Genomic DNA, 13468 nt, shown 5'->3' with positions numbered 1-13468 from the left:
CCGGTCACGCGCGTGCCGCGAGCGCTTCGAGGTGCCCGGCGGCCGCACCGGCGCCGCCGGCCGCGCGCAGGCGGTCCCGCAGGCGCCGGGCGGCGGCCCGGTGGTCCGGCCCGTCCAGCACGGTGTCGAGCGCCGCTCCCAGCCCGGCGCGGTCGGCGCGGCCGAAGCGCACCCGCACCGCCGCGCCCGCCGCCGCGACCCGGTCGGCCACGAAGGGCTGGTCGTCACGGATGGGCGCGACCACCAACGGAACCCCCTGCCACAGCGATTCGACGACGGTGTTGTGGCCCGCATGGCAGACCACCGCCGACACCCGGGGCAGCAGGTCGAGTTGGGGGACTCCCGGCAGGGTGAGCACGCTGTCGTCCGCCGCCCCGTCCAGCACTCCACCGGGGTCGTTGATCACGGCCTGCAGGCGGTGCGCCCGGTCCCGTACGGCTGCCGCGCACTCGGCCAGGAAGCGGCCGCCGTTGTCGGTATTGACCGTTCCGAGGGAGACCAGGACGGTGACCCGGTCCCGGTCGAGCCATTCCCAGGGGAAGTCCGGCACCATCCGGCGGGTGTGGAGGGCGGAACCCACGAAGCGCACACCGGGCACGGTCGCCTCCGCCAACTCGGCGACGGTGTAGGCGAGTACGAGATCCGGGGAGAACCGGGGATCGTGCGTGGCCCCGGGGTCGCCGAACCGCTCGCGCAGCCCCGCCAGGCGGGAGCGGACCCATGACTCGACCCCGGGCAGGGTGACGGCACCGCCCACCTCCGCCGGGGTGGTGGCCGAGGTGGCCCAGCGCACCCCGGACCGCTCGGCGGCCAGGGCTCCGGCGAGAGCCTGCTGATCGGCCACGAGCACGTCCGGACGGAAGGCGGCGACGGCCTCCCGCGTGCCCGGAGTCATGGCCTCGGCGAGCGGTACGAGGTAGTCCTCCCACAGGAACCGCAGCGCCTTGGCCCCGCGCAGGCCGGGCGGCCGGGGCACGTGCGCCGGGGCCGCGCAGGGGTACACCTCGGCATCGGCGCCGACAGCGTCCCGTACGGCCTCGGGGGCCGCGGCCCAGGCCACGCGGTGGCCGCGCGCGGCGAGTTCGGCGGCGACGGCGGCCGCCGGGTTGACGTGCCCCGCCAGTGGGGGGACGACGAAGAGGAACCGGCTCATGGCGTAGGCGTCCCCTCCTGTCGTCGGCGGCCCTCAAGAGCCCAGTCGACCAGCAGGGGGCCGACCGACTCGCGGGCGTCGACGAGGACTTGGTGCCCATGGCCGGGGATGACGACGGTACGGCAGTGCGGCAGGACGCGCTCCATGACGGGAGCGTTCCCGACGAGGGTGGAGTCGCCCCCGTAGAGGGCGAGTACCGGTACGTCGAGCGAGCTCCAGTCGTCCTCCTCGCGGGTGCGGCTGTCCGCCACCTCTTCGAGCAAGGTGGTGTCGAGCAGCAGGGGACGGGAGCGGCGGACCGCCCGCGCGGCGAAGCGGCCGTGCTCCCGCCCGATGCGGTCGATCGCCTGTGCGTCGCGCGTCAGCTCCGCCCCCTGGGCGAGCAGCCCGACCAGTCCCCGGGCCCAGGCGCCGGTGGGGAGCGGGCACTCGATCAGGGCGAGGCCGGTCAGCCGGTGCGGATACCGGGCGGCGAAGTCCATGGCGACCGCCCCGCCGAAGCATTCGCCGACGAGGGAGAAGGGGCGGTCCACGCCGAGCACGTCCAGGAGTGCGACGAGATCGGCGGTGAACTCCTCCAGCCGGTAGCCCGTGTGCGGCCGTTCGCTGCGGCCGTGGCCGCGCTGGTCGTACATCACGACGCAGTGTCCGGCCGCCGCCAGCCGGCCGGCCACGCTGAAGTAGTAGGAGGCCAGGCTGCCGGCGGTCAGGCCGTGGACGAGCACCACGACCGGCCGGTCCACGTCGCCCAGGCGCTCGACGTTGAGGCGGACCCTGCCGATGTCGAGCACCGTCACCGCAGACGGTCCATGATGTGGCGGACCAGGTGCCCGACCGTGAGATCGGCGATCTCGTCGAAGTCGAGCGAGGCGAAGTACGCGGGAAAGTCGAGGCGTTCGCCGTACCGGTCGCGCAGTGCGCTGGTGAGGGCGACCACGTCGACGGATTCCAGGTCCAGGTCCTCCACGAACCGGGTCCCCATGGTGACGGTGCCGGGATCCGGCGGGCAGTCGTGGAGCACGAGCCGCAGGGCGTCGGTGACCCCGGCGAGGACGGCGGACGCGTCGGTGTCGGTGGGCGTGGCGGTCATGAGTGCTTTCCCTTCGGCTGTACGGGAGGGTGGACCTCGTCGGGAGGGTGGACCTCGTCCGGCAGGGTCCAGGCGACGGCATAGCTCCTGGGCGGCAGCCCCGGCGGGTTGTCGATGCGCGCCAGCCGGACGGCGTACGAACGGCCCGAGGGCGCGCGGACGGTGAGGGCGTCGACGCGGCCGGGATCCTCGGCCGTGACGAGGAAGCCGTGCGGATCGCCCTGGAGACCCTCCGCCTTCGCGGCCGCCTCCTTGGCCGCCCGGAACCGGGACACCGACTCGGACGTGCGGTCGGCGATCTCCTCGACGCCGATCCCGACCGGGGTGCCTCCGGGCCGTACCAGTGCGACGGCCGCCTCCCGGCAGTGCGCGAGGGACAGTTCCAGCGGAGGGAGGCGACGCCCGTGCACCCCTTCCGGCCGGGAACGCCCCGAGGGCTCGTCGCGGACCCGCACTTCACCGGGGAAGACCGGCCCCGCCCCGTGCTCCCACAGATGGCGGCGCACCGCGTCCTTGGCGGCGAACCTGCCGAGCAGCCACTGCCGTCTGCCGCGCACGGGACGGTGCGCGTAGGCGGCCCGTTCCTCGCCTGCGAGCTGGCAGCGCATCATCATCTCCAGCGAGGCCGGATCCGGCCAGTGGTCGAACACGAGCTGCCAGCCGCCGGGTTGAGGGGACGAGAGCGGGTGGCGGTCGGCCCCTCGCATGACGGCGACGGTCGTGGGGTTCGAGTCGAATCTGCGCTCCTGCCAGCCGCGGATCCCGGCCCACACCCGGCCCTCGAACGTGAGCTGTGCGTCTCCTTCCAGGAGCTTGTCCGTGATCCGGGTGATCCGGAGATGGCAGTCGACACGGGAGCCGGGGGGAGGGTGCGGGCCGTGGAGGACGATCTCCCGGATCCCCACGGGGAGGACGTCCACTCCTTCGACGTGCGTCGCCGCCAGCCAGTAGCCGATCAGCTGGCCGACACAGTCGAGAAGAGCCCCCGGCGTGTCCAGGCAGGTGAAGACGGCTCGTACATGCCGCTCCCCGAGCGCGGCGATCTCGGTGACACCCTGGAAGCGCGGTCCGTGGAACATCCACCGCTGCTCGTACATCTCCCGGGCGGAGACGGACGGCGCGGTCTCGGGCTCGTCGCGCGTCCAGGGGGCGGGCGGTTCCGGGTGGTCGGCGGCCGTCCGGATGCCGGCGCGTGCGTGGCGGCCGAACGCGGCCCGGTGCCATCCGTCGCCGTCCGCTCCGGCGGCGACCGTCAGCTCCACGGCGACGGGCGGTTCCGCGACCGTCCATTCCAGGAAACGGGCGTCGCGGACGGCGACGGGCGTTCCGACGGTGCCGGCGGCCTCCAGCATGAGCTGGACGATCGTGGTGGCGGGGACGGCAGGCCAGCGGTCGGCGAGTTCGGGCCAGCCGGGACGCTGCCGGTAGAAGCAGTGGTCGAGGAGGTAGGGCATGTGGTCGACGTCGGCCTTCACGGTGCGGCGGACGACGGTGGGATCCGCCCCGCGGGGCCTCGGCCGCCCGCCCTCGACGGGGCGCTCCGCGGCCGCGAACAGCTCGGCCGCCGTGGTGGCCGTCTCGGTGAGCAGCGCCTCCAGTTCGGCGGCGGCGGGGACGCGGCGGGCGAGGTCGCGCAGCGGGGTGGCCGTGCCCTCCCGGGCCCGGCCGAGTGCCGCGCGCAGCCGTTCCCCGGCCCGCGGTCCGAGGGACACCGGCCCTGCGCCCAGGTCGAGGCCGACGGTCGGGCGGCGCGGGCCGAGCGCGGTGAAGTCCGGTTCCGCGCCGATCGTCCACAGTGCCGCCGCGAGCCGTCCCAGCTGGGAAAGGCCGCTGTGGCGCGGCGAGTCGGCGGCGACGGCCAGGTGCTCGCGGCCCGCGAGCGTGTCCCCGACCAGGGCCGGCAGCTGGCCCGCGCCGACCTGGACGAAGGCCCGGAACCCCGCCGCGTACAGGGCCTCGGTCAACTGCCGGAAGCGGACCGGTTCGAGGAGGTGGCGGATGAACAGTTCCCGGATGCCGGCCTCGTCGTCCGGAAAGGGCGCCGCCAGCGTTCCCGACCACACCGGCACGTCGGCCGGATGCACGGCGAAGCGGGGCAACGCCTCCGTCAGACCGTCGAGATAGGGGGCCAGCATGGGGGTGTGGAACCCGGACCGGAAGGGCAGGACGCGGCCGAGGACGCCCTCGCCGCGCAGCCGGGCCGCCAGGGCCTCCACCTGCTCCCGGGGGCCGCAGACGACGCACTGGTGCGGGGCGTCGTCGTGGGAGAGGGCGACGCCGGGGAAGGCGGGGAGGGCTTCCTCGACCTGTGCGGCCGGGGCGCCCAGGACCAGGAAGGTGAGCGGGGGAAGGCGCAAGTGACGGGTGACGGCGTCGCGCAGCGCCGTCCCCGGCCGGTCCTCCCGGAAGATTCCTCCCGCGATCATCGCGGTCCACTCGCCCACGCTGTGGCCCGTGACGGCGTCCGGCCGGATGCCCATGCGGCCGAGGGCGGCCGACAGCAGTCCGCCGACATCGAACAGGGCCGCGGCACGGCCCACGACGTCGTCGTCCGTCAACTGCCCGATGCGCGGGCGCTCCAGTCCGAAGTGGTCGGCGACGTCGTCCACCCGGGGGGCGAACTCGGCCTCCAGCCCGGGGTAGAGGAATGCCGCCCGTCCGCCGCCGGGGCCGAGGAGCGGGGTGGGCGCGAACCACAGGCCGCCGCGGCCGCCCCACAGCCGGCCCCTGGTCACGGCCTTGCGGGCCAGCGCGAGTTGTCCGGCGCCGGGCCCGGCGACCGCCAGCCGGGCCGGACCGCTTCCGCAGGTATCCCTGGCGCGCAGCGCCGCGTCGTCGGTGTCCAGCAGCGCGGCCAGGGCCCGGGGGCCGTCCGCCGCCAGACGCAGTACCCGTTCGCGTTCGGTGACGACGGCCCGCCGGGCCGGGGAGGTGCGGACCGGGGCGGGCCCCGGCGGCTCCTCCAGCACCGCATGGGCGTTGATGCCGCCGAAGCCGAAGGCGTTGACGCCTGCCCGCCGGACCTCGGCCTCCCAGGGGCGGGCGGCCGCCACCGGGCGGAAGCGGGTGTCGAGCAGCGCCGGGTGCGGGACGTCGCAGTGCAGGGTCGGCGGGAGGATTCCGTGGTGGATCGCCAGCGCCGCCTTGACCATGCCCGCGGCGCCGGCGGCGGGCATGGTGTGCCCGATCATCGACTTCACCGAGCCGACGACGGCGTCCGGTTCGCGGTCCTGGCACCCGAACACCTCGGCGAGGACGGCGAGTTCGGCGGCGTCGCCGCCCGGGGTACCGGTGCCATGAGCTTCCAGGAGGCCGAGCGCGCCCGGGGCGGCGGGGTCGAGCCCGGCCTCCGCCCAGGCGAGCCGTACCGCGCGGGCCTGTCCTGCGGGGTCGGGGGTGACCAGGGAGGCGGTGCGCCCGTCGGAGGCGATGCCCACGCCCCGGACGAGCGCGTACACCCGGTCGCCGGACCGCTGCGCGTCGGCGAGCCGCTTGAGCACCATGACGCCCGTGCCCTCGGCGAGCAGCATGCCGTCGGCGTCGCGGTGGAAGGGCCGGATGCGCTGGGAGGGCGACAGGGCGCCCAGTTCGGCGAAGACGCTCCAGATGGTGGCGTCGTGACAGTGGTGCACTCCCCCGGCGAGCATCATGTCGCAGCGTCCGCGCGCCAGTTCCGTGACGGCGTGGTCCACGGCGAGGAGGGAGGAGGCGCAGGCCGCGTCCACGGTGTAGGCGGGGCCGCGCAGGTCGAGGCGGTTGGCGACGCGGGAGGCGGCGAAGTTCGGGACGAGGCCGAGCCCGTCGCCGGGGCTGTACGGGCCCAGGGCGTCGAGGAAGGCCGTGCGCAGGAGGCCGAGTTGCTCCTCGCCGAGGTCCGGCAGCACCTCCCTCATCGTGCGCACCAGTTGGGCGGACGTCCGTACGCGCTGGCCCAGGCGGGCCGTCCGCGGGGTGAGGTAGCCGCCCCGGCCGAGCACGATTCCGATGCGGGTGCGGTCGGCGGGCAGGGCGTCGGGGCCCGCGTCGGCGAGGGCCCCGGCGGCGGTGCGCAGGGCGATCAGCTGGTCGGGCTCGGTGCCGTGCACCGCCGTCGGCATGATGCCGAAGGCGGCCGGGTCGAAGTCGACGAGGCCGTCGACGAAGCCGCCGCGACGGCAGGCGATGCCTTCCGGGTGCCAGCGCCCCTCCGGGAGGCCGGTGATGGCGTCGACGCCGTCGACGAGGTTGCGCCAGTACGTGCCGAGGTCGCCCGCTCCGGGCAGGGTCACCGCCATGCCGACGATCGCGACGGGCTCGCGGGCCGCGGTCACAGGAGCCGGCCCGGGGCGGCGAGGACCACCTCGTCGATGTCGGCGTCGCCGTGGGCGAGTTCGCGGAACAGCGCGCGCACCCCGGCCTCCGGGTCGATCAGCCCGATCCCGTTGCGGGCGAGGTCGCGGGCGAGTTGCGGTCCGACCATGCCGGGGTGGTGCGGGTCGGGTGCCCAGGGACCCCAGTGGACGGTGAGCGCGCGGCCCGGGGTGGTCCGCCGCCAGTGCCGGCCCAGGGCGGCGAGGGCGTCGTTGGCGGCGCTGTAGTCGGCCTGCCCCCGGTTGCCGAGGACGGCGGCGACGGAGCCGAACAGGACGGCCAGGCGCGGCGGTTCGGGCAGTCGGCGCACGGCGGAGAGCAGGGCGCGGGCACCGTCCGTCTTGGTGCCGTGGACGCGTGCGAAGGAGTCGGGCCGTTTGTCGGCGAGCAGCCGGTCCTCGACGACGCCCGCCGCGTGGACGACGGCGTCGATGCGCCCCGTCCCGGCATGGATCTCCTCGACGGCCGTGCGCACGGCGTCGGTGTCCCGGAGGTCGAGACAGTGGTAGCGGGCCGCCCCGCCGAGGGCGGCGATCTCGCCGAGGGTGGCGGCGACTTCGCGCCGGGCGAGGACGCGGCGGGCTTCGCGGTCGACGTCGGCGGGAGCGAGGCCGCCGCGCCCGGCGAGGACGGTGCGGAGGGCGGTGAGGTCGGGGGCTTGGGCGGGGCCGGGGTCCTCGGTGGTGCCGGACAGGTCGGTGCGGCCCAGGAGTTCGACGCGGCATCCGGCGGCGGCGAGGGTGACGGCGACGCGGGCCGTGATGCCCCGGGCCCCGCCGGCCAGGAGGGCCACGCTGCCGGGGCCGAGGCCGGCGGCCAGGGCGGTCTTCACGGTGTCGCCGTCGTCCGGGCAGTCGAGCGGGGCCGGGTGGAGCTCCGGTCCCAGCCGGGTGCCGTCGGAGGTGCGGCGGACGACCGGACAGCGGTCGGGGGCGAGGAGTTCACCGACGAGCTCGTCCGCGAGTGCGGTGACGGGGCGGTCGGTGTCGATGGTGACGACGCGGGCCAGGGTGCCGGGGTATTCCTGTGCGACGGTCCGGAAGAATCCGCCCAGCCCTGCCGTACGGGTGTCCTCCCCGGCGGGCCGGGCGCAGAGCAGCCAGCGCGGTCCGCCGCGCAGGACGGCCTGGAACTCGGGGAATCCGGCGGGCAGTACGGGGGCGGTACCGGGCGTGAGCGCGGTGAGGTGGATGACCCCGTCGTCGTGCGGACGGCTCTCCTCCGGGTCCGGGCGGCTGTCGCACCGGGCGGCCGCCCCGAGTCCGCGGAGCCGTTCGACGAGGGTGCGCGCGAGCGGCGTGTCCTCGGCCAGCACCAGGAAGCGGCGCCCGCGCAGGACGGCGTCGTCGGGTTCGGGCGCACCGGCGAGCGGGACGTCGCGGAGCAGGTATCGCGCGGTGCTCTTGGCTCCCCCGGGCGTCCGGTCGTGGCGGGGGTCCGCGGCGGGCGCCTCCTTCCGGCCGGTCGCGGCGGCGCCCTCCGCCCGGTCTCCTCCGCCCGTCCCTGCCCCCAGCCGGTCCGCGAGCGCCGCCGCCGTACGGGCCAGGAGCAGGTCTTCCAGCTCCGGCTCCGCCGACGCGTCCCGGTCCGGTCCCGCCGCCGCTCTCAGCCGCCGGCCGAGTTCGCCCACGATCTCCGTGCGCTTGATCGAGTCGATGCTCAACTCGGCTTCCAGGTCCAGATCGGGCCCGATGAGTTCCAGCGGATAGCCGGTCCGCTCGCTGATCACGGTCCGGACCGTGGTCAGCAGATCCGGCCCGGTGGCCGTGACGGGGGTCCCGGGCCCCGACGCGGGCACGGGCACGGGCGCGGGCACAGGCACGGGCTCCGGGAGGGCCGGCACATCCGGTGCGTCCGGCCCCCGCCTGGCGTGTCCGGCCTGCCCGGCGCCGAAGTACGCCAGCAGCACATCCCGCTGTGCCGTCACCATCTCCCGGCTGGTGCGCAGGAATTCGGCCAGCAGGCCGGGGTCGTCCGTCCGCGCGGAGGGCGGCGCGAGCGGCCCGATGTGCCGGGCCGGTTGCAGTCCCCCGGGCAGCGGCGCCCCGTCGGCCGTGCGGACGAGGTGGCCGTCGACCGTCCAGCCCGCCCGCTCCGGTACCGCGGCCGGGTCGGCGACGCGCGCGTCGCGCCCGGTGAACAGCCGCTCCGCCGCCACCGGGACACCCGCCACCGCGAGGCGGGCCAGGGCCTGGAGGTGTCCGGCCAGCCCGGCGTCCGGGTGCGGTTCGAAGGGAACGGCGAGGTGCGGGCGCGTCCCGAGAATGGCCCGGACCAGTCCGGTGAGCACCGTACCGGGCCCGGCTTCGACGAACACCCGGGCCCCGGCCTCGTACATCGCCTCGATCTGCTCGACGAAGCGCACGGGCGCGGCGATCTGCCCGGCGAGCCGCTCCCGCACGTCCGCGGGATTCTCCGGATAGCGGTCGGCCGTCGTATTGGACCAGACCGGGAAGGCGGGCGTACGGACCGGGAGTCCGGCCAGCGATGCGGCGAACTCCTCCACGGCTCCCGCGACGAGCGGGCTGTGGAAGGCGCAGGGAACGGGGAGACGGCGTGTGCTCAGCCCGGCGTCCGCCGCCGCGGCCAGAACCTGTTCGACGGCCGGGGCATCCCCCGAAACCACGCTCTGCGCGGGCGCGTTGTGGTTGGCGACGACGGCTCTCCCCAGCAGTCCGCCCTCGTCGAGCAGCGCTTCGGCCTTGCCCGGTTCCGCCGCGACGACGGCCATGGCACCGGGTTCGTCCCCCGCCGCCCGGACGATCGCCTCGGCGCGCGCGACGCTGAGGTCCAGCACGGCCTCGGAGGAGAGGACCCCCGCGGCCCCGAGGGCGACGAGTTCCCCGTACGAGTGCCCGGCCGCCATGCCGGCCCGTACGCCGAGCCTCTTGAGCACGTCGTGGACGGCCAGGCAGACGGCTCCCAGGGCGGGTTGGGCGTGACGCGTGTCGGCGAGGCGGGCGCGCTGCGCCTCCCGGGTCCCGGCGTCGAACGCGGCGGGGGGAAAGAGGACGTCGGCCGGTGCCCGGCGCAGATGGCGCTGGGTCTCCGGGAACGCGACGAAGAGTTCGGCGAGCATGCCGGGGCGCTGGCTGCCCTGGCCGGGGAAGAGGACGGCGACCTCGCCCGCCGGGGCGTCGTGCCGGTCCGGGAGGTGGACTCCCGGTCCCGGCTCCCCAGCGGCCACGGCCCTTAGCTGATCGGGCAGTTCGTCCAGGGAGGTCGCCACCACGGCGGCACCGGCCGGGTGTCCGCCGGTGCGCCGCGCGGCGGTCAGGGCGAGGTCGCGCAGTCGCCAGGGGCGCCCGGCGCCGTCGTTGAGCCCGGTCAGCCGCAGCAGCTCGCGCGCGTCGTCCGCGCCCCGCAGGACGAGGAGTTCGGCGGGCCAGACGTCGTGGCCGCAGGACGGCGGCGCGCTCCCGCCGTGGCCCCGCAGCACGACGTGGAAGTTGGTGCCGCCGAAGCCGAACGCGCTCACCCCCGCGACCCGCCGTTCGACGGGCCGTGCCCATGGCAGCGCCCTGTCGTGGAAGACGAACGGACTGGCGTCCGGCCGCCAGGAGGGGTCGGGCCGGCGCAGGTGCAGGGTCGGCGGCCGTACGCCCCGGTGCAGCGCGAGGGCCGCCTTGACCATCCCGGCCAGCCCGGCGGCGCACTTGGTGTGCCCGATCTGGGACTTGACCGATCCGACGGCACAGCTCCCCGGCTCGGCACCGGACGCGGTGAACACCTCGGTGAGCGCGGCGAGTTCGGTGCGGTCGCCGACGGCCGTACCGGTGCCGTGGGCCTCGACGAGCCCCACCTCGGCGGGGCGGACGCGGGCCTGCGCGTAGGCCCGTTCCAGGGCGGCGCGCTGTCCCTCCCGGCGGGGCGCGGTCAGCCCCGGCGAACGTCCGTCGGCGCTGCTGCCCACGGCCTCGATGACGGCGTAGACGCGGTCGCCGTCGCGCTCGGCGTCCGTGAGCCTCTTGAGCACGAGGCAGGCGACGCCTTCGCCGAGCGCGATGCCGTCGGCATCGGCGTCGAAGGGGCGGCAGCGGCCGGTGGGCGAGAGGACACGGACGGAGGAGAAGAGGAGGTAGTCCTTGATGCCGTTGTGCAGGTCGGCGCCCCCGCACAGGGCGAGGTCCGCGGCGCCGCCGCGCAGTTGGGCGCAGGCCGCCTCGACGGCGGCCAGGGAGGAGGCGCAGGCCGCGTCGACGGTGTAGTGGGCGCCGCCGAGGTCGAGATGGCTCGCGATGCGCCCGGCGATGACGTTGCCGAGCATGCCGGGAAAGGTGTCCTCCGTGAGGGCGGGCAGCCGGGCCGCCAGTTCCTCGGGGAGGCGGCCGAGGTAGGACGGCAGGACGGCGCGCAGGGCGGCGGCGTCCGAGGTGTCGCTGCCGGCCTCCGCCCCGAAGATCACGCAGGTGCGGTCGCGCGGCATCTCCCGGCGGTCGTAGCCGGCGTCCGCCAGCGCCCGCGCGGCGGTCTCCAGCGCGAGCAGCTGGACGGGTTCGACGGCGGGCAGGGAGGCCGGGAGGATGCCGTAGCGCAGCGGGTCGAAGGGAACGCGGGGCAGGAAGCCGCCCCACTTGGAGGTGGACACGTCGTGGGCGGTCGCCTCCGGACCGTGGTGGACGGAGGGGTCCCAGCGCTCGGGCGGCACCTCGGTGACGGCGTCGGCGCCGGAGAGCACATTGCCCCAGAAGGCCGGCAGGTCGGGGGCCTGCGGGAAGACGCAGGCCATGCCGATGACGGCGATCTCCAGTGGCTCGGGCGCCGGCTGTTCCCCGTCCGGCGGCGGCGCCAGGGCGCGGGACCGTTCCTCGTAGAACGAGGCCGCGCCGTGCCCGACTTGATGGTGGAGGGCGGCGACACCGGTCGTGGCGGTGCGCAGGACGGACGCCTCGCCGGCCATGAACAGCCCTTCGTCGAGCTGCCGTCGCTCGTCGACGTCCTGCAGGGTGTCGCCGACGCGCTCGACGCCCTTGCCGGCGATGCGCAGCCGCCCGAGGTTGAGCCGCTCCAGTTCCTCCCACACCTGCCGGTCGGGTACGCCCCGTCCGCTCAGTTCCTCCCGGTGCGCCTCGTGGGTGCGGCAGTAGGGGCTGGGAAGACAGCGGGTCGCCTGGCCGGGCCCGGTGCGCAGGACGGCGGTCCTCTCGGCGGCGAGCGCCTGCCGCTGGTAGAGGGGGCGGATGGCGTCGCGGGCGACGGCCTCCTCGGTGAAGAGGTAGGCGGTGCCCATGAGCACTCCGGTGGCGGCGCCGCGCGCACGGATTCCGGAGGCGAGCGCGGCGGCCATGGCGGCCGAGCGCTCGTCGTGGATGCCGCCGGCGAAGAGCACCTCGACCGCGGACCGGTCCTGGTCGGGCCGCGCGTCCAGGAAGTCTTCGAGGACGGCGAGTTGGGCCTCCCAGAGGGGGAAGCTGTTGCGCGGTCCGATGTGGCCGCCGCATTCCGCGCCCTCGAAGACGAAGCGCCGGGCGCCCGCGGCGAGGAACTGTTCGAGCAGTCCGGGCGAGGGCACGTGCAGGAACGTACGGATGCCGTGCCGCTCCAGGTCGGCGGCGTGCGCGGGCCGGCCGCCCGCGATGATGGCGTGGGTGGGGCGGAGGTCGCGTACGGCCGCGAGCTGGGCGGTACGGACGTCCTCGGGAGCGAAGCCCAGGAGGCCGACGCCCCAGGGGCGGTCGCCGAGCGCGGCACGGGCCCCCTCGATCAGGGCCCGGGTGCGCTCGGGTCCGGCGAGCGCGAGGGCGAGGAAGGGCAGCCCTCCCGCGTCGGCGACGGCCGCCGCGAACCCGGGCCGGTCGCTGACGCGTGTCATCGGCCCCTGGGCGACGGGCAGTTCGGTACCGAGCGCGCGGCTCATCGGGGAGCCGGGCCGCAGCGCGCCGGGCGCGCTCCCGTCCCGTGCGGCCCGCTCGACGGCGTCCCGGACGGCTCGCACGGCGACGGCCGCGGTCCCGTACTTCCGCGCGAAACGGCGGGCGAGGAAGGCGTCCTGGCCGAGCGGCAGCGGCCTGCCGCGCAGGGTGCCGGGCAGGCCCGGCCGGTGCGGGTCGAGGGTGCGCCGGCCGTCCGCGTAGTGGGTCTCGGTTCCGTCCAGGAGCCGCAGGGCCGCCGCGAGTCCGGGCGCGGTGCCGGCCTCGTCGAGGAGGGCGAGCTGGACGTCGAGGACCACACCGGCGGCGCCGCCGAGGACGGCGGCGGCCGCGGTGTGCGGTCCGATGCCGCCGCAGGCCCAGACGGGGAGGGTGATGCGGTCGTCGCCGAGGAGCTGTTGGAGCAGGACGAACGTGGAGAGTTCACCGGCCGGTCCGCCGCACTCGCCGCCGCGCGCGACGAGCCCGTCCGCCCCCGCGGCCACGGCCGTACGGGCCTCGCGCAGGCTGCGCACCTCGGCGATGACGGTCCCCGGGCACAACTCCCCTCGGTGCAGGGGGAATCCGGGTGCGGCCAGCACGACCTGCGGGCCGTCGCCGCCGGAGGCGCGGAGCTCGTCGAGCATCGGCGCGCCGTCGGCGGGGACGCGGACGCCGAAGGCGCCGGGTGTCCAGAGGCGGGCGAGGTCCAGGGCGTCCCGGGCGGCTCTGCCGTCACCTCCGAGGTCGATGACGCCGAGCCCTCCGGCGCTGCTGACGGCAGCGGCGAGCCGGGCATCCGGCTCGCCGAAGGGGCTGACCCCGATCACCATGCGTCGGGCCGTTGCCACCGTCAAGGGAAACCTCCATCGTGTGCGCAAGCACCGACGATCTCTCCACTGGGGTCGTCAAGTAGAGCCTCACCGAGGAAAGTTCACTCCTACGGGTACAGCTCCCCGCCCCACCGCCCCCGAGCGGCCGCCCCCACCCCTGGCGGCATGGCACGGCACCCACGGCCCCGGGGTT

The 13468-nt window shown here is 75.9% G+C and carries 5 protein-coding genes; all 5 read right to left on the bottom strand.

Going from position 1 to position 13468, the window contains the following annotated elements:
• Window positions 1-4 precede the first annotated feature (4 nt).
• The 5 genes from AB8735_RS34610 to AB8735_RS34590 are packed head-to-tail and all read right to left on the bottom strand — an operon-like array spanning window position 5 to window position 13293.
• Window positions 5-1153: a glycosyltransferase gene (locus tag AB8735_RS34610; RefSeq protein ID WP_372411589.1), complete on the bottom strand. Its 1149-nt coding sequence runs from the start codon at window positions 1151-1153 to the stop codon at window positions 5-7.
• Window positions 1150-1950, bottom strand: coding sequence for an alpha/beta fold hydrolase (locus tag AB8735_RS34605; protein WP_372411588.1), 801 nt, complete (start codon window positions 1948-1950; stop codon window positions 1150-1152). Before AB8735_RS34605 ends, AB8735_RS34610 begins: the two co-directional genes overlap by 4 nt.
• Entirely contained in the window at window positions 1947-2243 is a 297-nt protein-coding gene (locus tag AB8735_RS34600; RefSeq protein ID WP_372411587.1) for an acyl carrier protein, read from the bottom strand. Before AB8735_RS34600 ends, AB8735_RS34605 begins: the two co-directional genes overlap by 4 nt.
• Complete coding sequence (locus AB8735_RS34595; protein WP_372411586.1) at window positions 2240-6553, bottom strand: beta-ketoacyl synthase N-terminal-like domain-containing protein; 4314 nt, start codon at window positions 6551-6553, stop codon at window positions 2240-2242. Before AB8735_RS34595 ends, AB8735_RS34600 begins: the two co-directional genes overlap by 4 nt.
• Window positions 6550-13293, bottom strand: coding sequence for an SDR family oxidoreductase (locus AB8735_RS34590; RefSeq protein ID WP_372411961.1), 6744 nt, complete (start codon window positions 13291-13293; stop codon window positions 6550-6552). Before AB8735_RS34590 ends, AB8735_RS34595 begins: the two co-directional genes overlap by 4 nt.
• Window positions 13294-13468: the final 175 nt, after the last annotated feature.

This window comes from Streptomyces luteireticuli (genome assembly GCF_041519305.1).
Taxonomy (GTDB): domain Bacteria; phylum Actinomycetota; class Actinomycetes; order Streptomycetales; family Streptomycetaceae; genus Streptomyces; species Streptomyces luteireticuli.
Note: the sequence above shows the minus strand (reverse complement) of the source record. Positions and strands in the feature narration are given on the sequence as shown.